We start from the raw sequence: 23,119 nt of genomic DNA on the forward strand, positions 1-23,119 counted from the left end.
CTTATGAAATTAATAAGACAATCAATTCTATGTTTTGCTGTTATGACCGTGATTCTCGGTGGCGTGTATCCAGCGGTGGTTATGGGGATTGCTCAAACCTTTTTTCACGACAAGGCCAATGGGAGTTTCCTGAGTGTAGACCACCAAAAAGTGGGTTCAGAACTTATCGCACAGGAGTTTACTCAAGAGAAATTCTTTTGGGCCAGACCTTCGGCGGCCGGTTACAACGGCTCAGCGTCTACAGGCTCTAACTATGCACTTATAAACAAGGACCATCAAAAAGCTGTTGCTGAACGCAAGGCTCAAGGATTGGACTTCGATCTTTTGACGACTTCTGGAAGTGGTCTTGACCCGCACATTACACCTAGGGCCGCTTATCTACAGGTTCCAAGAATTGCCAAGTCTCGCGGTATTGATGAAGACGCTCTTAATCAAATGGTGAAAGATGCGATTGAAGAAAGACAGTTTGGACTCCTAGGAGAAGAGAGAGTAAATGTGTTATTGTTGAACATGAAATTGGAGAACATCATCGATGAACGATAATGGTGAGCGCCCGAATCCCGAGATGCTCTTAAAGGCCATCAACCGCCTGGAGACATCAACTGTCAGAGGAAAACTTAGAATTTTTCTAGGAATGTGCCCTGGCGTGGGAAAAACCTACGCCATGTTAAAAACCGGCATCGAGAGGGCCAACCGCGGGGATAAAGTTTTTATCGGGGTTGTGGAAACTCACGGGCGTATTGAAACGGAAGTGATCACCAATCACATTCAAAAAATCCCGCGTTTAAAAGTCGAGCACAAAAATACCATTGTCGAAGAAATGGACCTGGAAGAAGTCCTGCGCTTAAAACCTGACCTGGTTTTAGTAGATGAGCTTGCTCATACCAATATCGGGTCGATGAGACATAAAAAGCGCTACCAGGACATTCAAGAGATTTTAAATCACGGTATTGATGTTTATACGACTGTTAATATCCAGCACATTGAAAGTATCAAAGACTCAGTGTTAAAAATCACAGGAGTCAACGTCAGAGAGACTGTGCCTGATTTCTTTTTTGATCTCGCTGATCAAGTCGAAATCGTCGATCTTTCTCCCGATGAACTTTTACTTCGCTTAAAAGAAGGAAAGGTGTATCTCGGTGATAGAGCAGAAAGAGCGGCAGAAAATTTTTTTAAGATTGAACACCTGATTGCTCTGCGCGAGCTGGCCCTGCGATACATTGCTCAGAAAGTTGACCACGACCTGCAAGACCAGATGGTTTTAAAAGGTTTAAGCGGTCCATGGAAAACCAATGAAAAATTACTGGTAGGGATTAGTCACAGTCCGCACTCGGAAAGACTCATCCGTGCGACAAGAAGAATGGCTTCACTCATTGATTGCCCATGGTACGCGCTTTATGTCCAAACAGGGGAGACTCTGAATGAAGCCGATCAAAAACAATTAAGAACGAACATCGATATGGTTCAGGACTTGGGTGGAGAGCTGATTACCAGCATGGACACCGATATTCTCAATGCCATCAGAAGAACGTGCCACGATAAGCACATCACTCAGATTCTCCTCGGGCGCCCTGATAAGAGATTGTTTAAAGATCTTTTCCAGCGCGGGAACCTGCTTGATCGTTTAGTGAATTCAAAAAGTGAAGTGGACATTCATGTGATCAGGTCGGAGAGACTTCCGGTTTACACCGGTCTTTCCTCTAAAATTTTAAGGCATATCCCTAAATTCACCTCTTCACTTTATAGTTACTATGGCGCAAGCTGGATGATGCTTGGGCTCTCTGTCGTCGGTTACGGGCTTTCTCCTTTTATGGGATACCGTTCGATGGGATCGCTCTTTTTAGTAGCGATGCTTTTTTTCTCAACTTTTTTAACCAGAGGACCACTGATTTACTGTGCGTTCTTAAGTGCTTTCATCTGGAACTTCTTTTTCATTCCACCGCAGTTTACTTTTAACATCCAGGCCAAAGAAGACATCCTGATGGTTATTACGTATTTTATTGCTGCTTTAGTTGGCGGAATGCTTACCTCTAAAATTAAAAAGCAGGAAGAAATCCTAGAGAGAAGAGAAAAACAAACCCGCTCCCTTTATGAATTCACTAAAGAACTCTCTGGCCAGGGCGATGAAAAGAAAATCATTTCTTTTCTCAAGGGAACCTTGGAAGACCATTTTGGATCAGGGATTAAAATCTTAGTCAGTGACCAGAAAGAAAAAGTCCTGGTGAATAATATACTATTGAATGAAAAAGATTATTCGGTCGCGCTCTGGTCTTACCACCACAATAAAAAAGCAGGCTGGTCGACCGATACGCTTTCGGCCGCGGATTGTATCAGTATGCCGCTTTCAGGGGAAAACAGTGTTCTGGGAACAGTGCTTTTTTACCCAAGCGATAAAAAGAAAATCCTGAGCATTGACCAGGAAGTTCTAATTGATACGCTCATGAAACAGGCCTCACTGGCACTTGAAAGAGTGATCTATGGGAAACAAGTTCATGAGTTAAGACTGGCGGAAGTTTCCAAAAAACTCCATCAGACTCTTTTAAACTCGGTTTCTCACGAGATGAGAACTCCACTGACAGCTTTAATTGGCTCAGCTTCAGCGCTCAAAGAAAAAGCAGTCGGTGAAAATGCAGAAACCAGAGATATCCTGACGTCAGAAATCGTTTCTTCGGCAAAGCGCCTTAACCGGGTTGTAGAGAACTTACTGGATTTAAGCCGACTGGAAAGAGAAGACCTGGCCTTAAAGAAAGAGTGGTTTAGCCTTGAAGATTTTTTCCACGAACTCAAGTCTCAGGCGCAAAACGACTTAGGTGAAGTGAAATTAAGAAGTGAAGGCAACTTAAGTGGTCTGATTGAAGCAGACTTCACCCTTCTTCTGCATTCATTTGCCAATTTAGTTTCTAATTCTGTCCGTTATGCAGGGCCCGAAGCACAAATGACTTTTGTCGTTAATGATAAGGCCGCCAAAGATCATTTTGAGATCTATTTCTATGACAATGGCCCGGGAATTCCTAAAGACTACAAAGAGCAAATCTTTGAAAAGTTCTTCAGGCTTCCTAACTCAAAGGCCGGAGGTCTGGGGTTGGGGCTGGCGATTGTAAAAAGTATTATCGAACTCCATGACGGAAGCATTGAATTGAGTGATACTTATAGTGGAGCTTGTTACAAAATCCAGCTTCCAAAAAAACAGGTGCCTAAAAATTTGGTTAATCAAGAAGCCTAACCAAGAGACTGAATATGAACACCAAAATCCTGGTCGTCGATGACGAAACATCTATCCGCAAATTCCTCAAGGTTTCTCTTGAGGCCAATCAATTTGAAGTGGTGGAGGCCCATAACGGAAATGAAGCTCTTCAGAAAGTGATTGAAGCTCGCCCTGGATTGGTCATTCTCGACCACGGTCTTCCGGATATGAATGGGATTGAAGTGCTAAAAAAGCTTCGTGAGTGGTCGAGTGTCCCGGTGATTTTTCTCACGGTCAGAGACGCTGATGAAGATAAAGTTCAGGCCCTTGATAATGGCGCAGATGACTACCTGACAAAGCCTTTTAGCTTACCGGAGCTGATGGCGAGAATCCGCGTGGCCCTTCGCCATTCAAAAACTGAAGAGACTGAGCCGGTTCTTAACTTTGGAAAACTTTCTTTAAATCAGGCAACACACAAGGTTTCTTACGACAACCATGAATTAAAACTTACCTCAACTGAATACGATCTTTTAAAACTCCTTTTAAAAAATGGAGAAAAGCTCGTTCCTCATCGCATGATCTTAAAAGAAATCTGGGGGCCCAACTCTGTTGAGCACAACCATTACCTAAGAGTGTATTTTGGCCAGATTAGGAAAAAACTTGATCAAGTCCATGAGGGAGCAGGGGAGATTATCGAGAATGAGTCTGGAGTGGGATACAGGCTTAAAAATGTACCCTAGGATTTACATCCTAGGGCAGCTGACTTTCTTATAACTTTCTTCAAATTTCGCGTTTACTTTGATTCCACTTTCATACCATTCAGGTGACTGGTCTGGAGTGTGGCACCCAAGGCACTTGTTTTTGATATTGAACTCGCGGTCCTTCTCGGCCAGTTTTGGTTCGGTGCGAACCGGGTGAGCGTCCTCTTGAGTGTGACAGTTTAAACACTGAACATTGGCAAAATTGCTTTTTACGCCAGCTTTCTTATCCAGAGCAAACCACTTCACAGAAACTTTTTTGATTTCTTCTGGTGGAAGCTTTCTTACTGTTTCCACATGAGCGCCCATCTTCTGCACTTCATCCCAGTAGGTCTTTAATGGTTTGCCTTTAAATGTCACCATGTTCTTTTGAGTCGTATAACCTTTTGGATCGTTTAACCCGAGAGAGTGGCAACCGATACATGAAAGATTGTTTGGTTCTTTCACATTGATTAAGGTCGTGTAGGCAATTGAGTGCGGAGTTTTTTGCCAGAAATCAGTCTGTGGCTTGTGGCATTCAATACAGCTTGCAGCTGTTTTAAACTTTTTTACGTCTTTGTGTATTTCAGCATTTAAAATATCGCTCATTCCCATCTTGGCCTGCTCTTTAATCTGCAGGTCATTCATCTTTGTTTTGTGGTCATCAATAAATGAGCGCATTGGGTTTGGAGTGAGTTTTCTTTCTAGTTCATCGCGGATTTCATGAAGCTCGTAGGTGTCAGTTTGTTTCTTTGAGTTCACATCGATCTTGATGTCGCCAATGTAGTGGTTTTTTGAAAGTGTCTGAACGATCTTCACATTTCCTTCATCAACTGAGTAGCGAAGAAAGCTCTGTGAGTGAGCGCCAATGATCCAGTCAACAAAAGGGTAGGCCTTGGCCAATTCCTTATCCGGGTCAATCCCAGCGTGCGAGAGAATTACTAAACGGTGGTAGTCATTATTTTTTTCATATCCGGCCGCTTTAAGCTCCTCCATAATCCCAGGAAGGGCGTCCGCTGGTTTCATAAAGTAATCAGCGTGAGGACCGTTAAAGACTTCAGGATCAACTAATCCTACTAAGAAAATTTTTGATTTATTTCTTTCAATAACTGCAAACTTTCTGTGCTTGATTAAAGTCTCATCTTTTAGGTTAGCAATTAAGAATTCAAACTTTCTTGTATTGGCAATTCCCTGAAGAAACGCGAGCCCCATTGCAAAGTCCTGATCTCCCGGAAGGTAGTACTTAAGGCCAACTTGCTCTAACCCAAGGGCCAGGTTTTCTCCGGCAAAAGTCAGAGAGTCTTTCATGGTCACTGGAACAACTGATGAGGGAAAAAACGTATCTCCGGTATCAACGTAGATGAGCTCACTGTCCTTTGAGATATCAGCAAAGAGCCCGGCAACTTGCGGAAGACCCCCAAGCGGAAAGTTTCGGCAGCCACATGGGTGAGTTTCACCGCTGATATTGTGAGAGAAGACGATAGAGACTTTCTTTTCGACTGGCGCCTTCACCACCGAGTTCTTATCGACCGTTTCGATAAAGTAAGAACAAGAGGTGAGGGCGAGAAGAGAGAGCAAAAGATATTTTTTCATGATCTATCTCGGAAAATTATTTTTTTAGTTTCTGAGCTTCCTGCGCTTCTTTGCTTTTTGGGAAACGTGAGATCAGCTCATCAAATGTCATATTGGCCTCTTCTTTAGATTTTAGCTGAGAGAACGTTTTTCCCAGGTTTAAAAGGGCCTGAGGAGCGTAGCTTGAGTCTGGGTTGTCGCTGAAAACTTTTGAGAAGTACACTTTAGCACCTTCATAGTTTTTCTGTTTGTACTCAGTCATTCCCAAGTACAGAGTGGCACCTTCGCGGTTTTTCTTGCTGGCCTTTTTGTTTTCAGAAACTTCTTTAAAGATTTCTTTTGCCGAGTCGTATTCTTTTGCACGGAATTTTTTCATTCCGTTATCAAACGTCGCTGGAAGATCTTCGTCTTCCATTTCTACGCTATCTGGATTTACCGCTTTTTTTTTTGAAGACGTCTTTTCAACCGGCTTTTCCGCAAGCGCCTTTAATTTCTCAAGAACTTCTTCGATGTATCCGCTTTGATTGTTAACTTTTTCAGTTAAAGCTTTTAGGTATTCAACTTGTTCTTTGTTTGATTTTTCTAGAACGTTGATACGATCGTTAAGGGCCTGATTGTCTTTAATTGATTGTGAACGAGCGTGGTTCGCTTCTTCAAGTTGCCCTTGAAGTCTTGAAACTTGCTCTTCGATTGATTGGAAGCGAGTATTGCCTGAAGCTGCAGCTTTCTTTGTTTGTTGAACTTCTTCGTTTAACGTTTCAACAGTTCTTTCACGACGGATGTCTTCCTGTGTTTTACAAGCTGAAACAAAAATAACTAGGAATGCACAAATGAGAATTTGAGAACGTTTCATGAATCAATACCTCTTCCAGTGAGTGTAGATAAATAATAGGGTTACCTATAAATTTTCTAACGTCTTCTTCCTAATAGCAACATATTCTGCACGTTCGGAATATTTTTTGGATAGTAGAGCGTATTGTTGGGCTTTATTAAAGTATTTGCGTTTGTATGAGGACTTGGCCTTGAGATAGTAATACTCGGCTTTTCTGTAGAGACCGGGAGCTTTGACATCTGCCTGGGCTTCTTTGGCGGCCATGAAAGCGGTCTGGGCCATGGACATTTCAAGTTTCGGGCGTGTGGTAGTTAAACCACACGCTGAAACTAATAGAACAATAAGAATTAAAGCTAAATTATTTTTCAAAATCTTTTAATTACTTTTCAGTTACTACGAAGTTCGCTCTACGGTTTTTTGACCAAGACTCTTCATCGTGTCCGAAAGATACTGGTTTTTCTTTACCAAGAGAGATGATGCTGATTCTTGAAGAAGCTACACCTTGAGCTACTAAGTAGTCTCTTGTTGCCTTAGCTCTTCTTTCTCCAAGCGCAAGGTTCAATTGAACACTTCCGCGCTCATCACAGTGACCTTCAACTTGAACTCTAACTGATGCATTTGTTTTAAGGAAATCAGCGTTTGCATTTAGTGTATCGCGAGTAGAACCTTCGATAGCTGAAGAGCTGTATCCAAAGTATACAGTTTTAAGAGCACCAGCACGGTTTGAATCAGAGTCACCGTTAAGTTCTAGAGCTACACCAGAGTTGTTCCCATTGTCGATTTGAGAAGAAGTATCTGTACCATCTACACCATCAGTAGGTTTAGTTTTTTTGCTCGCACAAGATGTAAGAGTTAGAGATGCTGCCAAAAGTGTTAATACAAGTACCGATCTGAATTTCATGAAAAAGCTCCTTAATGTTTAAAAAAATCAAAAGATATTCCAAATGATCTTAAAGACAGATATGATTATGCCAACTTTACTGTATATAAGGAAGAAAAAAATGGTCGGAATTCGCGTTTCTATGTTCGCGCTAATTCTTTTTGTTTCTCTCATTTCTCCAATGGGATTTGCAAAAAGTGTCTCTTTAAAAACCATCAATGTCAGCGTTCAATCAGATTACGGAATTCTTCAAGCAGAGATTCACTTTGACGAAAGAGATCTTGATGTTGCGCTCAAAGCGGAACGAGTGATAAAAACAGACCTGATTAAAGCGATCAACTACTTCCAGTATGTCCCTAGAACTATTGTGCATTTCAACGTAGATCCTTACTTAAGGCTGACAAATGGGAATGCGCGCACATTTCCGACTGATATTATCAATCTTTATAAGTTTCCACCTAGCAATAATGAGCACCTTATCGTTATGGAGGATTGGCTTACAGGTCTTATCTTTCACGAGTACGTTCACGTCACTCATCTTGATCAAACGAGGGATTTTTTAGAACTAGGTCGAAATATCTTCGGATCAATTGCGAAGTTTCCAGTAATGGTAGTTCCAAGGTGGTTTACAGAGGGGATTGCGGTCTGGGCCGAGTCTCATCTTTCAAAAAATGGTCGATTGAACAATCCTCTTTTTAGAAAAGAATTGTTAATTCAATTCCTGCGCGCTGATTATTGCAAGACGATCGATTGCCTTGATGAGCCAGGTCTTTATCCACATGGGTCTCTGGCCTATTGGGCCGGCGCTCATTTTATGGAGTATATGGAAGAAAAGAAACCGGGGACAATCAAGTGTCTGGTGGAAGAGAACTCTTCAAAAATTCCTTTTCTTCTTAACCGCGTCTTTAGTATTTGTACGGGACAAAATGCAGAAGACTCATTTACAGAATTCCGCGAGCGTTTGATTAATTCACAACCACTACAGACACCAGAAAATGAAGCATGGGGTGATAAAATTAGCAATGCTTTTGGAAGTGATGATCTCCAAAAAGGTATTTACCTCGACGGGAATACACTTTTTAAAGTAGAGCAGTATAGAAAAAGTGAAGCTCTTGTTAGTTATGACCTGCAAGAAAATGTGAATATGCTGGTTGCTCAATTCTCGTATCCCATCTCTGATATTTCAGGAATGACGACAGTCCCACAAGTAGACAACGAGATCAGCGATAACGGAAAATTTTTAATCGTCGCTTTTAATGAAGACCCTTATTTTCGAGGTGCAAACCGCGTCTGGAAACTGGTGAATACGGAAACGCTGCAGGCCGATTACACTCTTCCTCTAAAAAACGACCCGAGTTATGTCATTGGTTTAGGGAATAACCGCTTTTTAACGGCCAGCTTTGTGAACAACCGCTGGATTATTGAAAGACAAAAAGTTGATATGGCAAAGGGGACTGTGACGGATAGTGATATTCTTCATTATTTCGGAGTTGACGTAAACTTAGCTTTCTTTAAGAAAGTTGGGCAGAAAATCCTGGTTAAGTTAAACCGCAAGGAACTGGGGACGGCACTTTATGTCAGTGACCTGACGTTAGAGAGTTTATATAAAGTCTACGAATCAAAAACGTTTTTTGATCTGCCAATTCAAAATGAAAATTTCTTTGTTTTAAGAGAAAAGGATTCATTAAGACTTTTTGAATTTAATGACGGATTTAAAAAAGTTTCAGTCAGCGACATGGGAAAAGATCTTCTTAACCGCGTGACATCAGCAGAAATTGGCGATGAGCGTGTGTTGGTTTTAGAAAACCGTTTAAAAACAAAAGACATGAGTTTGAAAGAGAGCATGGCCTATTTAAAAAGAAATGCCGGTAAAGCTCAAAATGTCGAGATGACCCAGGTTTCTTTTAAGAACGAGGAAGTGCCGCTAACGTTGGATCAGTCCAAAGCAGAGTCGTTTCCGAAAGCTTACCACTTTATTCCACATTACTGGTTTATCGCTTTTGGTTCGAGCGAAAATCTTTCAAGCTATGGGGCCATGACAACTTTCTCTGACCCAATGGATTTAACGATTTTAGATGCCTCAGTTCTAACTTATCCTGAAGAAAGCAAAGTCGGTGGGCACTTCACTCTAACTCACAAGCTTGCACCTGTGAGCGACTTATGGTCATTGAGTGCTTATTTCAACCACGAGTATTCAAAAACAGATTTCAGCTCAAATGTAGATCAGACGACAGAATGGAGTGTTGGAACACATTACGCTATCCTGATGAAGCGCTGGACGATGGTTCCGGGAGTTTTCTTTGGTCAGACAAAAACAGATGACTTCATCTCTGATAGAACAGTTAAAAGTTTTGGGTTAAGCAATGTTTTAAGTTACAACGCTCAGACTTTTGATGATGTTTTCCAAAAACTTATTTTCCAATTGAAGTTTGAAAATAACCAACCTGATATCGGGGATGATTACTACAGCGTGCAATCTCTTTTAAAGCTAGAAGGACGCTTCTATGAAAGACTTGTTGGTGGATTAAAATTTTCTTACGGAAAACTTTTTAAAGACGGCTTCAGGCAAGGTGTTATCTATGGTGGGGGAGTCAACTCTCTGGACAATATCCGCTGGCACGAGTTTTATGGGCTTCCATACAACAATGCTTACGGTAACGAGATTTTCACTTTCAGACTGCATTTGGATTACAATTTCTGGTATATCAACAGGGGATGGGGACTTGTCCCGATTTTCTTTAAAGAAGCTCACTTACTCTTAGGTAGAGAGTCACTTTATGCTGATCGAATCATCCTGGAGAAGACTCTTTATAAAGAACAAACGATTCATTCAATGTTTGCGGGAGCGCGTTTAAAAACGAATCTTTTCTACTTTATCCCGACAGATATCGATGTCATTTATTCCAACATTCAGCGCCCGAATGGTGGCAAGGTGAATCAGGTAGATTTTCTGGTTAATGCTTCTTTTGAATAGATAAAATCACAAGGGACCTAAAATGGGTCCCTTGTATATTTCCACAAATTGTCTTTGATAATTCCCGGAACAAAAAACGACATAAATCTCGCCACTCTTTTTAGACGGGCAAAACTCTTCATTCCCCATGGGTAATGAGACAGAAGAATACTTTGATCTAAAACACTGAAGAAGTAATCCAGGATCAGTCCAAGGATAATCACATCGTCAATCAGACCAAATATAGGTATCCAGTCTGGGATAATGTCGATGGGAGAAAGCAGTAAAGCGACCATGGCCAGCAGAACTTTTTTATCGCGCATTGGGATGCGTTCATCGTTGGCAGTGTCTTTGAGAAAATTCTTTAGATCAATAAAAAAAGTTTTCATATCGGGTATGATAACACTATCATTGAGTGATGGAACTAATAATCTTAATCATCTCTCCTTGTTTGAGAGGCAAAAAATAAGCTAAGATAAACTATGAAAAAAGCTCAACTACAATCATCTCTCTTTTTTATTGGCCCAATCCTAGCTGTCCTTTTTGGGATGTACACAGTTTATTCAATGGGAATTCCCGCTGAAGTGTTCTACCCAAATGCTATTGCGACTGTTTTAGGTATCCCTTTAGTTTATCTTCTGGCTTCGCGATGGAACGACAGAAGACCATCTCTGGTTCTCCAGTTATCGTTTGTGTCACTTTTACTTCTGCTTCTTTGTTTCTTTTTTCCTGGACCAAGCGAAGTCCACCGCTGGATTGTGCTTGGGTCATTTAATATTAATGTGTCGATGATTGTGCTTCCGCTTGTTCTTTTTTGTATGCACCAATTGCTTCATGAAAAAAAATACCTTCACGGTGTGATTCTTTTTGCAGCTGTCGCAACAGTTCTTGGTTTCCAACCCGATGCTGGCCAGACAACATGTTTTGTTTTGGCAGGGCTAGTTCTTTTCTTTAGAAATAAAATGAGCGCAAAGATCCGCGCGGCCGCTGTTTTAATTGCAATTGTGACAACTGGTCTGGCCTGGAACAGAGTCGATCTGCTTGAGCCGGTTGAATACGTTGAAGATATTTTTACCTTGATGGAGAGTCTGGGGCCTCTAGGTTACATCGGGATGGTAGGGATTTCGCTTCTTCTCTTTTTCCCATTTATTTATATGAGTCTTAAGCGCATTGAAACGGTGAGAACTCTTTCAATCGCATTTATTGTTTATCTTTCAGCTGCTTTTATCATTACTGAGTTTGGTCACTACCCACCACCGGTCATGGGAGCAGGAGCAAGTCCAGTTATTGGATGGTTTCTCATGCTGAGTTTTGTTTTTAGACCAGAATAGGTTTTATGAAATTACGTAACGTCTTCTTTTTTTTACTCCTTGCAGGTTGTGCGACAAAACCGACGCAGCAACCAGTAGAGACTCCAAAATCAACAACAAAAGTTGTTAAGTCTGTTGAGAAATCTCAGCCCGCTGAGCTTCGCGATACAATTGTGCTCGATCATAAGTTTTTTAAGATTTCATATAATATGAAAAGACGCCTGCCGAATTTCGTAAGCTACGAACTCACAGCAGAGCATTTAAAAGCAAAAGAAGCCTCACGTGAAGACAAGTTCATCCCTGATCCACTTTTAAAACAAAAGAATCTTCCTTTTGTTGTCAGCGCTGAGTATGTCAAAACAGGTTACGACAGAGGTCACATGGCCCCTTCTGCGGATTTTGCTTGGAGCCAGGAAGCTAACGATTTAACTTTTGTTATGTCGAATATGGCGCCTCAAAAACCTAAACTAAACCGCGATGCCTGGAAGAGACTTGAAGAGCAAGTGAGAAAATGGGCCTGTGGAGAAGAGAAGGTAACAGTTGTCACTGGACCCGTTTTAAAAGAGCGTCTGACGACACTTCCTAGCGGATTAGAAATTCCCGAAGCCTTCTTTAAGATCATCATCGATGAAACGCCTCCGAAAAAGGCCATCGCTTTTATGTATTATCAGGAAGACAGCGGTGACATGCTCGCAGAAAGAATGATCCCACTTAAAAAGATTGAATCAGCAACTGGTATTGCTTTTAACCGCGAATTCCCTGACCTGAATGGCAAGATCAGAATGCCGGCCAGTACGAATGAATGGAAAGAAGCAGACTGCAGCAAGTAGGTTTATATGCGTTCACTTCTATTGTCCCTTCTCGCACTTTCAGTGGTGGGATGTTCTTCAACTCCTGTCATGGAAAAAAGTGTTCAGGAAAAATTCATGCGCGATTTCTCAAGTACAAACCTACAAATCGCCAATCGTTATTACAGAAATTTCCAGCAATACGAAGGATTCTCTCAGACTTATTGGGAGACAATTCTGGAGCAGCTCTCAAGCGATAGTGCTCTAAGTTTAAAAAGAGACATCAGGGCCTTTAATGTGATTAAGGCCAAAGGCTTTGAGAAGGGGACAGTGATCTGTGTTTACTCAGAGTATTTCGAACTCGGTTTCTGTGACAACACGAGATGCGAAGGAACTGAACTTTCTGGGATTAAAAAGGAAGAAGAAATTCCTGAGGCCATGGCGAGAGTGACTGCTTACACTTGTTCAAAATAAAAAAGGCCGAAGATTTCTCTTCGGCCTTTTCATCGAAACTTATTTTTTGAGAACTTATTTAGAAGCTGAGATTGTTTCCATGATCCATGGGTGAGCTACAGCTACGTTTCCATAGATCCCATAGTACTTAGCTCTTGCACATCCTCTTCCCCAGCTTACTACACCAGCAAGAACCGGACGTCCGTCTGTTCCAGTGATTGTAAGTGGTCCACCAGAGTCACCTTGGCAAGAATCTTTTTGTCCTTCAGGGAAACCTGCTGCGATCATAGTTGAATCAACTTGACCATTGTATGAAGTTGGAGCGTTTGCTGTTTCATTGCTTACGATTGGAACATCAACCATTCTTAGAACGTATGAAACACTTCCGTTCTCTCTTGTAGCTCCCCATCCTAGAACAGTAGAAACTACACCAGCATCGATTGCCCCAGTTTTAACTAGCTCAGGATCGATCATTCCAATGCTTCTTAGACCTGTTGCTTCGAAGTCGATTGGGTTTTTAAGCTCAAGAAGAGCGAAGTCGTAGCTGTATTTGCTAGCGTTGTTTTTTGGGTGAATATAAGATTTCTTCACTTCAAGCTTAATTCTTCCAGATGCGTTTAGGTCAACGTTTCCACCTGTGATTGGGCGAGTGAAGATCGACTTACAGTGAGCTGCTGTAAGGATCCATTTTTCATTAATGATTGAACCAGCACACCCACCACCGATAGATACGATGTATCTTGTTTCAGTTTGAGCAGGGTCAACAACGACACCACCAACGATCTTATCTTGAGAGATCGCAGCGTTTGAGAAAAGTACTGTTAATGATAGAAGAGAGAGATTGAAAATATTTTTCATAAATTACCATCCTTGATAGATAAGATGATAGACCTCATGGACAAATCTGCAATTCATTTGCAGTAATGTAATATTTTGTTAGGGTTTGGTTAGAATCAAAGCCGAGTAGAGAACTCGGCTTTGTGGATTTTGTGAAATTCTAAAAGTTACTTTGAAATTACTTCATCATTGAATTTTTAATTTTAAGTTTTCTTTTCTTAATTGATGTTGAATTGAGAGTTTGGCCAGCCATTCGGGTGGAACACCAATTTTTTTAGCCAGTGTTATACACAGTTTTATGCTGACATTGGATTTATCTTTTTCCAAGTCACACAGACGTTGCTTGGAGATCCCCAGAAACTTGGCGAACTCTGTTTGAGAGAGTTCTTCACCCTGGCGATGGGCCTTTAAGAATCCACCTAAGCTTAAAGTTTCATTTTTTTTAGTAGTCATGAAATCCTTTAAATTTGCGTGCCTCTTGAAGTCCGATATCTGTTATTAGATCAACCCAGTATAAGTACTTTTGATAAATATATGAGGGGACTTTCTTAAGGTCTCTTTCCGCATTTCTCGAAATAACGACTCTTGTCACAATTGATGACTCCTTATTTGTACGTAAAAAATACGTACTGGTCAATAAGCAAAAATCAAGTGCAAACAAAAGATGAAGGGGAAAATGTTAAATGATTAAAATATGGAAACTGGCAGAAGACTCTGCCAGTTTATTTAGAGATTATTGGTCAATAAATCTACAGTTTGAAGTCGTAACAGCAGTCCCTTTAGCGTTGATCCACTGAAGTCCGTCTTCTTCACCTTTTTTTCCGTGCTTGATATCAATTTCACCAGTCACTTTTTGACCAGATCTTGCAGGGGCATAGATGCCAACGTGTTTTTTAGAATCGATTGCTTCAGTTTTAAGTGTGCTCGTTAAATCGATATCGCACGTGATTGAACGTGTGAATGGATTCATAAGAACCGCTTCATACTTAGCTTTTGCTTTTTTAGAGAATGCTCTTTCGTTAACATCTGTGATGGTCACAGTGACTGCATTTCTTAATTGGTCAGCTTGTTTAGCTGTCATTGGCCCGTCTTCCGGACGCTCGTAACCAAAGGCGCTTACTACAGTTAAAAGAAGAGAAGTTGCGATTAATGTTTTCATAGAACCTCCGGGCGTTTGTTTATAACGCAGGCGCTAGAGTTGCAACCCCTTCGAAGCTAAAATTTCTTTTATCGAAGGGGGTAAGTTCTTGATTATTTGTCTAGTTTTGGAAAAACAGCTGTCTTGAAAGTGCTTCGAGCTCCTTTGGCGAGCGCTCCCAGATTTCATACATACTTTTTCCAATCTTATCCGGAATGATGTCTTCAATTTCGGCCTCCACGTCAATTAAGAGGTTCATTGCCATTTCATGGGGCGCAGTCATCTGCATTGTGCTGCCTTTATTCATGTCAGTATCAATTGCACCTGGATTCACAATATGAACAGGAATGTTGTGTTGGGCGAGCTCAATTCTTGCAGCTTGAGAGATGGAGTAGAGTGCTGCCTTTGAAGCGGAGTAACCTGCAATAAAAGGAAAGTTCGTAAACTTTGCAATTGAAGCGATATTGATCATGCGCGCTTCTTTATTTTTCATGAGCACTGGAAGAAAGGCCCTCATCATTTCAATGGTGGCAAAATAATTAATCTCCATGTCTTCTCTAAAATCATGAGTGCTCTCACCAAATAAACTACCAGGGTGCAAAACACCTGCATTGTTGATCAAGATTTGTACATCAAGGGCCATGTTGGCTGCCGCAAGCCTTTGATCCTGATTGGAAATATCAAGTGTCAGAGGGATAATTCTTTCATCTTGAAAGACAGAAAGAGCATTTTTGTCTCTAGCGCAGGCGTATATTTTTTTGACTTCTTTTTTTAGACACGCTTCGACTAAAGCTTTACCTATTCCACGATTGGCCCCAGTAATTAAAACTATTTTGTCACGAAATTCCATAATGACCTCCTACTGATAAGAATCATAGTTTTAATAGCAGGTATTTTCTCGCGGTAAGCGGACCTCATCGTTTTACAAGGAGAGTATCTTTGTTATAATTTTCTTCAAGATGAAACACACCAATTTAAGACCAAAACCAAAATTTCGAATTATTAAATCAAGCGGAGAGATTGAAAAATTTTCCGAGAAAAAACTTCGAAACTCTCTGAGACGATCAGGACTAAAAGAAAAAGACTGTCAGCGCATTTCTAAAACTGTTTCTAGTAGTGTGCTTGATGGGACGACGTCAAAAGATATTTACCGCAAGACCATTAAGCTGGTGAAACGTCAGTCTCCGATAGCGGCAGCTCACTACTCGTTAAAGCGCGCCCTTTTAAACTTAGGACCGACTGGTTATGAGTTTGAACATTTTGTCGGGAAATATTTTGAAAACCAGGGTTATCAAACGAGTGTCGGTGTTACTCTTCAGGGAGGAATTGTCCGCCACGAAGTTGATGTCGTCGCTTCAAAGCCCAATTACAATATCTACACTGAATGCAAATTCCACAATAACGGTGGAAAGAAAAACGATATCAAGGTCGCCCTTTACGTCAAAGCGCGATGGGATGATTTAAAAAATGGGCCCGATGGAAAATACCTGCGCGGTTACGCCCTGGCCACTAACACTGTTTTTACTAAAGACGCCATCACTTATGCCGAAGGTGTGGGGCTTCTTCTCTTAGGAGTGAATGCTCCGGAAGGGGAGACATTTTTAGATATCATTAAAAAACATAAACTCTATCCCATTACCGCGCTCGTGCGCTTAAAAAAAGTTCATTGCAAAGAATTGTTAAAAAGAGAAATTATCCTGTGCTCAGAACTTTTAACTGAAGACAAGCTGATGTTAAAAATCGGCATGAAGCCTGAAGAAGTGAGCACGGTCATTAAAGATATTCACACACTGCTTGGATTATAGGAGATTTTTATGAAGCTTACATTTGTCGGTGCCACTGATGAAGTGACCGGTTCAATGACATTAATTCAAACTCCTTCCGGGAAAGTACTGGTTGACTGCGGAATGCACCAGGGAAGTTTAGAGAGTGTGCAGAAAAACCTTGATCCACTGCCCTTTGATCCAAGAGACATAAAGGCCATTTTTCTTACACACGCTCACCTTGATCACTCAGGCTCGATTCCCCATTTAGTGAAGCTTGGTTTTAGAGGAAGTATTTTTTGTACGCGAGCAACGATGAAGCTCGCTCTACTTATTATGGCCGACAGTGCCCACATCATTGAGGAAACGGAAAACCACCCGCTTAAAAATTATTACGGGGTGGAAGAAGTCGTGAAGACGACATCTTTTTTTGTTGTGAAAGAAATGGGTTCAACTTTCTCTTTCCTCGACTTAAAAGTAAGCATGCTTCCGGCCGGACATATCTTAGGAGCCGTCTCATATCTTTTTGAGGATGAAGACAAAAAACGCGTCGTCTTCTCAGGAGACCTGGGAAGACATGATGATCCACTCAATTCGCCACCTCCTCCTTGTCCGAAAGCGGACGTGGTCGTACTTGAATCAACTTATGGTGGGAAGTTAAGAAAAGGGGATTTGCAAAAAGATCTCGCTGACTTTTTAAAACTCGTAAAGAAAGAATCAAAAGTTGGAATCATCGCGAGTTTTGCCGTCTCTCGTGCCCAGCTCTTAATCACACTCATTCACCAATACAATTTTGAGCATCCGGAAGATAAAGTCCGCTTTGTGATTGATGGACCGATGATGAGTGGAGCTAACCGCATCTATCAACAGTTCACCGAGCTCACTGAAATGGCCGAGGAACTTAGGCATGCTCTGGGGGATGTCGAAGTAATCGACAACATCCGCGAATGGCATTCCATTCAAAAACAAAAAGGCCCTATTGTCATCATTTCTTCAAGTGGGATGATTACAGGGGGAAGAATCTGGCGTTACCTGGAAAATTGGCAGGCCGATAAAAATGCCGTCCTCTTTTTACCGGGATACCAGGCGGCCAATACGGCCGGAAGAAAACTAAGCGAAGGGGCTCGTGAAGTTAAGAATGAGGAAGGGAAAATCATCCACTGGTCAGGAAGTGTGATTTCATCCCAGGCCTTCTCTTCACATGCGGATCAGGATGAACTTATTGAATGGATCAGCGAGCTGGATAAATCGACTCATATTTACCTTAACCATGGCGACCCTGATGCCAAGGTCGCCCTGAGAAAGAAGCTTAAGAGCTTAGGGTTTGAGAAGTGTGATATTGCTCAGGCAGAAAATTAATTAGTCTTAATAATTGCGCCGGGAAGTTTTGGAAGAGACATTTTTGCTCTATAAAGATCAATTTCGTATTGGGCCGATAGCCAGAAGTCTGGCGTCGTTTGAAAAGAAGAAGCGAGTTTTAAGGCCATTTCGGCAGATAAGGTCGTTTTTCCATTTACCAGTCGATTAATCACTTTGATATCAACTTGTATATGGTCGGCCAATTCTTTCTGAGTTAATCCCAAAGGTTTTAAAAATTCTTCGGAAAGAATTTCTCCTGGATTCGTCGGTGGTCTTTGATAGTTTATTTTATTCATAAGGCCTCTTTAAAAGTGGTAATCAACTATTTCAACATTCGCTGGACCATCTTCACTCCAGATAAAAATAATTCTCCACTGGTCGTTAATTCTTATACTGTAATGACCGATTAAATCACCTTTAAGAGCTTTGAGCCTGTTTCCAGGTGGAGCTTTTAAATCATCCAACCGTTTTGCGTAGTTTAACATATCCAGCTTTCTTAAAACTACTTTAGATAAAAATTTCCATTGGCAATTCTTGGGAGGAATTCCCGTTTCTATAAAATCTTGAAGTTGAATCTCCCTGAAACTGACAATAACCATTTATACCTCATCTAGGTATACCCTAGAGAAACTTTTTAATGATTTAGTTAGTGCAAGATTTCAGAGGCGGTAAAAATAAAAAGCCCCTGAAATAGTTCAGGGGCTTTGATGAAATTTTAAAAAATTGATAAAGATTAGAGTGATTTATATTTCTCAAACGCCTTCTCTGCAATCGCAATAGAACGAAGCCAGAAATCACTTTTTGAAATGTCCTCATTGAAGTGCTTTTTTACTAAGTTCTCTGCCGTCATGCGACCTGTGTCTTTAAGTAGCTCTACATAACGAGCATGGAAGTCTTTTCCAAGGGCTTCTCGCTTAGAGTAAATCCCCAAGCTAAACAGGTATCCAAAGAGGTAAGGGTAGTTATAAAAACTTCTCTCCGACATTGAGAAGTGAAGCTTACTTGCCCAGAACATCTCATCATATTCAGAGAGCGTGTCGCCGTACCAGATTTTCTGGCCTTCAATCATGATATTTTTCGTCTCTTCTACCGTGACATTCTTTTCTAATCTCTTTTCGACAAAACGCTTTTCAAATTCATAGCGCGCCGGAATGTTGATCATCAGGCTTTGAACGGATTGGATCTCCTGCCATAGGATGGCCTTTAGCTCATCTTTTGATTCGGATGTTTTTAAGAGATAATCGCGCACAACTGTTTCTGCAAAAATCGAAGCTGTCTCAGCTAATGTCATAGGGTACGAACATTCGCTAATAGGCAAATCTTTCATCACCCAATTGTGGTAAGCGTGGCCGATTTCATGAGCAAGCGTGATCACGTTTTTCATACTTCCATCGTAAGTCATAAACACGCGAGTCTCTCTGACTTTGGCGTAGCCTGTACAGTAAGCTCCCTGAGCGCGGTTTTCAGATGGAGCACAATCAATCCATTTTTTATCGGCCATCATCTGAGCGAAGTCTGCCATCGAAGGGTCTACTTCACTGAAAGCGGCCTTGATGATTTCAATGGCCTTTGGGAAACTGATTTTACTTGCTGTCGTCTTAGCTGGATAAGGCGCCATTAAATCCCATGGGCCCATTTGAGGGACGTTAAGATCGCGGGCCATCGTCCTTAAAACCTCTTGCCCAAAAGCTCTCTTGTCGAAAGTCGTGTTCATTAAAGCATCAAGAGTCGTTCTCGTGATATTGGCCGCATGACAAGTTTGATCAAGGTAGTGCAGTTGTTTTTTTGTCGATCTCACTTTGTAGTTTTCATTTCTCCAGCCGTTAATCGAATTTAAAATCGCACATGCGCTGATTTCTTGCCCACGCCAGCCTTCATTGATCGCTCGATATGCACTTTCGCGTTTTTTTCTATCAGGATTAGAGTAAAGGTTGTTGGCACTTGAAAGCGCCATTGTCTCACCATCGACGTTAACTTTAAGCGCTCCAGAAATTTCGTTATAAAGTTTTCCCCAAGCAGAAAGACCATCAAGGGCAAAACCCGTCAGAAGAACTTCTTCATTGGTGCTCAACAAGTGATCGTTTTGTTCGCGCTGTCTTCCAAGAGCGAAGTGAAGCTCTTTTGTTCTCTTGTCGTCCAGGAAGAGAGTTAAGAAATCAGTCGGTGAGCGTTGCACGCAAATGGAAATGGGCTTAAACGCCTTCAGGTAATTCGTCCAAAGTTTTTGTCCTCTTGCTTGAAGGTTTTTTGCTTCCTTGTTTTGTGTATTCACCGACAGGGCCGTCATTGAATAGACCATGACCTGGTAGTAGGTGATGTTAGTTTCAAGATAACGGTGGTAGAGCTCGATAGTGAGTTCTAAGTTTTTGTAGAGGTCTGTGGTGTTGTTCGTTTCCAGTTGGTTGATGAGGTTTTTATAAAGGGCCTCTTTTGATTCAAAAATGGCCGTTGATTCCACAACGAGTGCTAAGTCTTTTTCAATTTGAGGGTCGTTAAAATCTTTGTAGATGTTTGTGTTGTCCCAGGAAATTGTTTGTAGATCGTTCATTTTAACCTCGGTGAAGATGAAATAAGGTGCAAATCATAGCATAAAACTCGGGTGATGCGATGTTGAATTAAACTTGTACAGTTTTTCCTTTCTATTTTTCTAGTTCTAAATAGAATTTAATGGACTGTGTCTAATTTACCAAGGCCTTAAATGAAAAAATCACAATTAACAGTGTCCGAATTAGCAGAGCAAAAAAGAGATAAGCATTTCCCAATCAAGTTTAAAGATTACACAATCGAATACGCCGCTGACAGGGATGTTTATTATAAAGAGCAAATGAAGATCTTTAAAAAAGTTTTCCCTCCTGGAATGAGTTTTACTCCCAATAAAAAAGAAGATAAGGCCCTTGATCCTTGTTACAGAGAGTACCGCAAGATTCATTCGGAGCGCTTTCTGATTACTCACAAAGGAAAAGTAGTGGGATGGATGCAGGGAGAGATGGAAGATTTTGAAACTTTCTATATGAGAAACACAGGTATTCTTCCGGCCCATCAGGACAAGGGCGTTTATAAAAAATTTCTAGCTGAATTTGAGAAATATATTTTCGGTCTAGGTTACGCCAGAATTTCTTCTCAGCACGCGCCGACAAATGCAAGAATCATTTCACTTAAGTTAAAAGCAAAATACGTCATTGTTGGATCAGAGACCCATGAGCGTTGGGGAAAATTAATCAAGCTGGTGAAGTTTAAGAGCAAGGACAGATACGATTATTACTTTAAAAAAGTGGATTAATAATGAATGAAGAGAATTCGATTTCACCAAGAGAAGAAGAGTTAGCGGCAAAAATTAGAGAGACCTATAATGCTGGTCATGGAAAAAAAGCTGTAGAGATGTCGATTGATTTTCTAAAGGAGTTTCCAGAAAGCCGTGTAGCTCGTTATCATTATGCAGTTACGCATGGAGATTACTCGGCAGAGATTGGACTGAGTGAAGAAGAATCAAAAAGATACCGTGAAATTGGAAACAATGGTTTTAAAGCGCTTATCGCTGATCCCAACTTTAAAAAGTGGCCATTTAAATTTCAATTTAGTGTGAGGAATGAATATTATTGGTTCTTTGAATTACACCAAGAGCAGTATGAACTTGGGATTGAAACTATTCCTCAAAGCGAAAATGGTCATTACAGTGCTTGTGTGGGTTCTTCAATGCTTGCCTTAAAATCTTTAAAGGCCGGAAACATTCCTTTGTCAGAAGAGTGGGCAGAGAAGTCTCTTATGCATTTTGAGAAATACGAAAAGTATATGCCCGATTGGTATAACATTAATTATTTCAGCTCTCAGTCTCTGGCCTGCTTAGGCAGATATGAAGAAGCCTTGCTTTGTTATAAAGACATGTACCGCAAGCAAAAAGCACCTATCAATGAAGCTGAGGTTGCGGAGTTCACCAATCGACTGGAAGAATTTAAAACTTATAGAAAGAAGTAAGAGGTTATTGCGGCACGAGCAGGTCTTCAAGAAAAAAGGCCGAAAGCTCCGACCTGCTTGAGAGTCCCGCCTTCGCATAAATGGCCATCGATTGCACTCGTGCTGTTTTTTCTGTTGTGTTTCTCACACTGGCAATTTCTTTAAGGCTAAGACCCTTGAGTAAGAGGAAGGCCACTTCTTTTTCCGCTGCCGTGAGTTCCCATTTACTCAACTGATCATCAATGGCCTGAGACAATCCTTCTAAGTATTTTTTAGATTCAGCTCTCCATTTTTCTGCTTCCTCACGGTAAGCAGAAAATTTCTGACTGGTTTCAATCAGGCTTTTTTTGGTTTGAAACGAATCTCTTAAAATATAAAAAATCCCAAATAAAGAAATAAGACCCATGCTGCCTTCAAGGAGCAAGTGCCAGATAACTACACCTTCTTTGGAATCACTTATAATGTCCATTGAGACAAGAAGAAAAACTGCACTTAATACGCTTACTAAAACCCATTTTTCTTTATGGCCCACAATCAACCTCTAATCATCATGTTCATTTTCGCTTTCATTTTCTTTGCCCTCATTATCACCTAAAGAAAGTGTCTTTCCAAAGATTTTTAACTCGTGCGCAGAAGTATCATAATTTTTTGTAAGGTAAGTCCCGGTACCAACTATGAGTAAGATCAGTAAAAGAGCGACCATAGGTTTGTGGCCCGAGATGCCACTTAGGCCATGGTCTGTTTCTTTTTTCCCGTGAAGCATGGAGAACGCAATTCCATCTACGTGGCGAAGACTGTGGAGAAAAACTCCGGCGACATGTAAGAGAGTTGTGACTAAAAAAAGATTGGCAAAAAGTTCATGTAAATCTTCGAAAGCTTCTTTATGACCTGAGGTCATGAGAATTCCCGTGATGGCCAGCATGAGGGCAGAAGTCAGCATGATAAGTGCCGCCCAACTTGAGGCCGGATTATGTCCGCTCCAGCGTTTTTTATCACCAGAAAACAACCCCTTAAAGTACTCTATGACATCTGTAGGATAGAGGGCAAATGATGAGAATCGTGCGTATCGTGTGCCGATGACTCCCCAAACGATTCGCAGAATAACCAGTACTCCTAACATCAGGCCTGCCAGCATGTGATAAGCAAAAATAGGGCTTTCATCATCGATGGTTTTGGCCACCATAAAAGCAAAGACAAATAAGAGGGCAAAGCTCCAATGAAAAATTCTTGTAGGCAAGTCGTAGATAAGTTGTTTGCGCATAAATCCTCCAGTGATTAGAGCATGCCTTAAACTCATTCATTTTCCATGGTCCAAAAGACCTATGACTCTTTATTCAAGCCTTTAGGTCATTTGACCAATGG

The 23,119-nt window shown here is 41.1% G+C and carries 25 protein-coding genes; 11 read left to right on the forward strand and 14 right to left on the reverse strand.

Translation table 11 applies throughout. The annotated features are described in order from the left end of the window. The first annotated feature begins 3 nt into the window (after window positions 1-3). The 3 genes from kdpC to C0V70_RS04050 are packed head-to-tail and all read left to right on the forward strand — an operon-like array spanning window position 4 to window position 3,924. Window positions 4-543 (forward strand): potassium-transporting ATPase subunit KdpC, encoded by a 540-nt coding sequence (kdpC, locus tag C0V70_RS04040; RefSeq protein ID WP_102242589.1) that lies wholly within the window; start codon window positions 4-6, stop codon window positions 541-543. Next, on the forward strand, window positions 533-3,223 hold the full coding sequence (locus C0V70_RS04045; RefSeq protein WP_102242590.1) for an ATP-binding protein: 2,691 nt from the start codon (window positions 533-535) through the stop codon (window positions 3,221-3,223). Before kdpC ends, C0V70_RS04045 begins: the two co-directional genes overlap by 11 nt. A 14-nt stretch (window positions 3,224-3,237) precedes the next feature. Next, window positions 3,238-3,924 carry a response regulator gene (locus tag C0V70_RS04050; protein ID WP_102242591.1) on the forward strand — a complete coding sequence of 229 codons (687 nt, stop codon included), beginning with the start codon at window positions 3,238-3,240 and terminating at the stop codon, window positions 3,922-3,924. A gap of 3 nt (window positions 3,925-3,927) precedes the next feature. Here the strand turns inward: C0V70_RS04050 and C0V70_RS04055 are convergent, their stop codons facing one another. The 4 genes from C0V70_RS04055 to pal are packed head-to-tail and all read right to left on the reverse strand — an operon-like array spanning window position 3,928 to window position 7,226. Continuing rightward, window positions 3,928-5,514: a multiheme c-type cytochrome gene (locus C0V70_RS04055; RefSeq protein WP_102242592.1), complete on the reverse strand. Its 1,587-nt coding sequence runs from the start codon at window positions 5,512-5,514 to the stop codon at window positions 3,928-3,930. 16 nt (window positions 5,515-5,530) lie between these two features. Next, on the reverse strand, window positions 5,531-6,346 hold the full coding sequence (locus tag C0V70_RS04060) for a tetratricopeptide repeat protein (RefSeq protein WP_102242593.1): 816 nt from the start codon (window positions 6,344-6,346) through the stop codon (window positions 5,531-5,533). Window positions 6,347-6,391: 45 nt separating this feature from the next. Next, on the reverse strand, window positions 6,392-6,694 hold the full coding sequence (locus tag C0V70_RS04065; RefSeq protein ID WP_158649558.1) for a DUF4398 domain-containing protein: 303 nt from the start codon (window positions 6,692-6,694) through the stop codon (window positions 6,392-6,394). 10 nt (window positions 6,695-6,704) lie between these two features. After that, a complete protein-coding gene (gene pal / locus C0V70_RS04070; RefSeq protein WP_102242595.1) occupies window positions 6,705-7,226 on the reverse strand; it encodes a peptidoglycan-associated lipoprotein Pal in 522 nt (173 codons plus the stop codon). A 100-nt stretch (window positions 7,227-7,326) separates the two neighbouring features. Here pal and C0V70_RS04075 point away from each other — a divergent pair, with 100 nt between their 5' ends. Then, a complete protein-coding gene (locus C0V70_RS04075; protein ID WP_102242596.1) occupies window positions 7,327-10,179 on the forward strand; it encodes a hypothetical protein in 2,853 nt (950 codons plus the stop codon). A gap of 17 nt (window positions 10,180-10,196) precedes the next feature. Here C0V70_RS04075 and C0V70_RS04080 read toward each other — a convergent pair whose 3' ends face one another. Continuing rightward, window positions 10,197-10,547 (reverse strand): DUF1232 domain-containing protein, encoded by a 351-nt coding sequence (locus C0V70_RS04080; RefSeq protein WP_102242597.1) that lies wholly within the window; start codon window positions 10,545-10,547, stop codon window positions 10,197-10,199. 93 nt (window positions 10,548-10,640) lie between these two features. Between C0V70_RS04080 and C0V70_RS04085 the strand changes: the two genes are divergently transcribed. From C0V70_RS04085 to C0V70_RS04095, 3 genes are read left to right on the forward strand one after another with little or no spacing between them, the layout of a single operon-like run. Further along, window positions 10,641-11,489, forward strand: a complete 849-nt coding sequence (locus C0V70_RS04085) for a hypothetical protein (protein ID WP_102242598.1) — start codon at window positions 10,641-10,643, stop codon at window positions 11,487-11,489. 5 nt (window positions 11,490-11,494) lie between these two features. Then, window positions 11,495-12,298: a DNA/RNA non-specific endonuclease gene (locus C0V70_RS04090; RefSeq protein WP_102242599.1), complete on the forward strand. Its 804-nt coding sequence runs from the start codon at window positions 11,495-11,497 to the stop codon at window positions 12,296-12,298. Window positions 12,299-12,304: 6 nt separating this feature from the next. After that, complete coding sequence (locus tag C0V70_RS04095; RefSeq protein WP_102242600.1) at window positions 12,305-12,730, forward strand: hypothetical protein; 426 nt, start codon at window positions 12,305-12,307, stop codon at window positions 12,728-12,730. Between the two features lie 54 nt (window positions 12,731-12,784). Here the strand turns inward: C0V70_RS04095 and C0V70_RS04100 are convergent, their stop codons facing one another. The 4 genes from C0V70_RS04100 to C0V70_RS04115 form a co-directional block, all read right to left on the reverse strand. Further along, on the reverse strand, window positions 12,785-13,567 hold the full coding sequence (locus tag C0V70_RS04100; RefSeq protein ID WP_102242601.1) for a S1 family peptidase: 783 nt from the start codon (window positions 13,565-13,567) through the stop codon (window positions 12,785-12,787). A 165-nt stretch (window positions 13,568-13,732) separates the two neighbouring features. Beyond that, window positions 13,733-13,999, reverse strand: coding sequence for a helix-turn-helix transcriptional regulator (locus tag C0V70_RS04105; RefSeq protein ID WP_102242602.1), 267 nt, complete (start codon window positions 13,997-13,999; stop codon window positions 13,733-13,735). A gap of 280 nt (window positions 14,000-14,279) precedes the next feature. Beyond that, on the reverse strand, window positions 14,280-14,705 hold the full coding sequence (locus tag C0V70_RS04110; RefSeq protein ID WP_102242603.1) for a hypothetical protein: 426 nt from the start codon (window positions 14,703-14,705) through the stop codon (window positions 14,280-14,282). A 100-nt stretch (window positions 14,706-14,805) separates the two neighbouring features. After that, entirely contained in the window at window positions 14,806-15,534 is a 729-nt protein-coding gene (locus tag C0V70_RS04115) for an SDR family oxidoreductase (protein ID WP_102242604.1), read from the reverse strand. Window positions 15,535-15,643: 109 nt separating this feature from the next. Between C0V70_RS04115 and C0V70_RS04120 the strand changes: the two genes are divergently transcribed. Further along, window positions 15,644-16,489 carry a restriction endonuclease gene (locus C0V70_RS04120; RefSeq protein ID WP_102242605.1) on the forward strand — a complete coding sequence of 282 codons (846 nt, stop codon included), beginning with the start codon at window positions 15,644-15,646 and terminating at the stop codon, window positions 16,487-16,489. Window positions 16,490-16,498: 9 nt separating this feature from the next. Further along, entirely contained in the window at window positions 16,499-17,806 is a 1,308-nt protein-coding gene (locus C0V70_RS04125) for an MBL fold metallo-hydrolase (protein ID WP_102242606.1), read from the forward strand. Here the strand turns inward: C0V70_RS04125 and C0V70_RS04130 are convergent. From C0V70_RS04130 to C0V70_RS04140, 3 genes are all read right to left on the reverse strand, one after another. Beyond that, window positions 17,803-18,102: a HigA family addiction module antitoxin gene (locus tag C0V70_RS04130; protein ID WP_102242607.1), complete on the reverse strand. Its 300-nt coding sequence runs from the start codon at window positions 18,100-18,102 to the stop codon at window positions 17,803-17,805. The two genes, C0V70_RS04125 and C0V70_RS04130, sit on opposite strands and share 4 nt — an antisense overlap. 9 nt (window positions 18,103-18,111) lie before the next feature. Next, window positions 18,112-18,405 (reverse strand): type II toxin-antitoxin system RelE/ParE family toxin, encoded by a 294-nt coding sequence (locus C0V70_RS04135; protein WP_102242608.1) that lies wholly within the window; start codon window positions 18,403-18,405, stop codon window positions 18,112-18,114. Window positions 18,406-18,539: 134 nt separating this feature from the next. After that, window positions 18,540-20,354, reverse strand: coding sequence for a M3 family oligoendopeptidase (locus C0V70_RS04140; RefSeq protein WP_102242609.1), 1,815 nt, complete (start codon window positions 20,352-20,354; stop codon window positions 18,540-18,542). A 150-nt stretch (window positions 20,355-20,504) separates the two neighbouring features. Between C0V70_RS04140 and C0V70_RS04145 the strand changes: the two genes are divergently transcribed. Beyond that, window positions 20,505-21,086, forward strand: a complete 582-nt coding sequence (locus C0V70_RS04145) for a GNAT family N-acetyltransferase (RefSeq protein WP_102242610.1) — start codon at window positions 20,505-20,507, stop codon at window positions 21,084-21,086. A gap of 2 nt (window positions 21,087-21,088) precedes the next feature. Then, the gene (locus C0V70_RS04150; RefSeq protein WP_102242611.1) at window positions 21,089-21,778 is read left to right on the forward strand and encodes a hypothetical protein; all 690 of its coding nucleotides are present in this window, start codon (window positions 21,089-21,091) and stop codon (window positions 21,776-21,778) included. A 4-nt stretch (window positions 21,779-21,782) separates the two neighbouring features. Here the strand turns inward: C0V70_RS04150 and C0V70_RS04155 are convergent, their stop codons facing one another. Both C0V70_RS04155 and C0V70_RS04160 read right to left on the reverse strand, forming a co-directional pair. Then, on the reverse strand, window positions 21,783-22,289 hold the full coding sequence (locus tag C0V70_RS04155; protein WP_102242612.1) for a helix-turn-helix transcriptional regulator: 507 nt from the start codon (window positions 22,287-22,289) through the stop codon (window positions 21,783-21,785). Window positions 22,290-22,298: 9 nt separating this feature from the next. Continuing rightward, window positions 22,299-23,018: a cytochrome b/b6 domain-containing protein gene (locus C0V70_RS04160; RefSeq protein ID WP_102245443.1), complete on the reverse strand. Its 720-nt coding sequence runs from the start codon at window positions 23,016-23,018 to the stop codon at window positions 22,299-22,301. Window positions 23,019-23,119 lie beyond the last annotated feature (101 nt).

It is taken from the genome of Bacteriovorax stolpii (genome assembly GCF_002872415.1).
GTDB lineage: Bacteria > Bdellovibrionota > Bacteriovoracia > Bacteriovoracales > Bacteriovoracaceae > Bacteriovorax > Bacteriovorax stolpii.

Bases quoted from the DNA above. Each gene is read 5' to 3' on its own strand.
- kdpC (WP_102242589.1), top strand. From the start codon at position 4: ATGAAATTAATAAGACAATCAATTCTATGTTTTGCTGTTATGACCGTG.
- C0V70_RS04045 (WP_102242590.1), top strand. From the start codon at position 533: ATGAACGATAATGGTGAGCGCCCGAATCCCGAGATGCTCTTAAAGGCC.
- C0V70_RS04050 (WP_102242591.1), top strand. From the start codon at position 3,238: ATGAACACCAAAATCCTGGTCGTCGATGACGAAACATCTATCCGCAAA.
- C0V70_RS04055 (WP_102242592.1), bottom strand. From the start codon at position 5,514: ATGAAAAAATATCTTTTGCTCTCTCTTCTCGCCCTCACCTCTTGTTCT.
- C0V70_RS04060 (WP_102242593.1), bottom strand. From the start codon at position 6,346: ATGAAACGTTCTCAAATTCTCATTTGTGCATTCCTAGTTATTTTTGTT.
- pal (WP_102242595.1), bottom strand. From the start codon at position 7,226: ATGAAATTCAGATCGGTACTTGTATTAACACTTTTGGCAGCATCTCTA.
- C0V70_RS04075 (WP_102242596.1), top strand. From the start codon at position 7,327: ATGGTCGGAATTCGCGTTTCTATGTTCGCGCTAATTCTTTTTGTTTCT.
- C0V70_RS04080 (WP_102242597.1), bottom strand. From the start codon at position 10,547: ATGAAAACTTTTTTTATTGATCTAAAGAATTTTCTCAAAGACACTGCC.
- C0V70_RS04085 (WP_102242598.1), top strand. From the start codon at position 10,641: ATGAAAAAAGCTCAACTACAATCATCTCTCTTTTTTATTGGCCCAATC.
- C0V70_RS04090 (WP_102242599.1), top strand. From the start codon at position 11,495: ATGAAATTACGTAACGTCTTCTTTTTTTTACTCCTTGCAGGTTGTGCG.
- C0V70_RS04095 (WP_102242600.1), top strand. From the start codon at position 12,305: ATGCGTTCACTTCTATTGTCCCTTCTCGCACTTTCAGTGGTGGGATGT.
- C0V70_RS04100 (WP_102242601.1), bottom strand. From the start codon at position 13,567: ATGAAAAATATTTTCAATCTCTCTCTTCTATCATTAACAGTACTTTTC.
- C0V70_RS04105 (WP_102242602.1), bottom strand. From the start codon at position 13,999: ATGACTACTAAAAAAAATGAAACTTTAAGCTTAGGTGGATTCTTAAAG.
- C0V70_RS04110 (WP_102242603.1), bottom strand. From the start codon at position 14,705: ATGAAAACATTAATCGCAACTTCTCTTCTTTTAACTGTAGTAAGCGCC.
- C0V70_RS04115 (WP_102242604.1), bottom strand. From the start codon at position 15,534: ATGGAATTTCGTGACAAAATAGTTTTAATTACTGGGGCCAATCGTGGA.
- C0V70_RS04120 (WP_102242605.1), top strand. From the start codon at position 15,644: ATGAAACACACCAATTTAAGACCAAAACCAAAATTTCGAATTATTAAA.
- C0V70_RS04125 (WP_102242606.1), top strand. From the start codon at position 16,499: ATGAAGCTTACATTTGTCGGTGCCACTGATGAAGTGACCGGTTCAATG.
- C0V70_RS04130 (WP_102242607.1), bottom strand. From the start codon at position 18,102: ATGAATAAAATAAACTATCAAAGACCACCGACGAATCCAGGAGAAATT.
- C0V70_RS04135 (WP_102242608.1), bottom strand. From the start codon at position 18,405: ATGGTTATTGTCAGTTTCAGGGAGATTCAACTTCAAGATTTTATAGAA.
- C0V70_RS04140 (WP_102242609.1), bottom strand. From the start codon at position 20,354: ATGAACGATCTACAAACAATTTCCTGGGACAACACAAACATCTACAAA.
- C0V70_RS04145 (WP_102242610.1), top strand. From the start codon at position 20,505: ATGAAAAAATCACAATTAACAGTGTCCGAATTAGCAGAGCAAAAAAGA.
- C0V70_RS04150 (WP_102242611.1), top strand. From the start codon at position 21,089: ATGAATGAAGAGAATTCGATTTCACCAAGAGAAGAAGAGTTAGCGGCA.
- C0V70_RS04160 (WP_102245443.1), bottom strand. From the start codon at position 23,018: ATGCGCAAACAACTTATCTACGACTTGCCTACAAGAATTTTTCATTGG.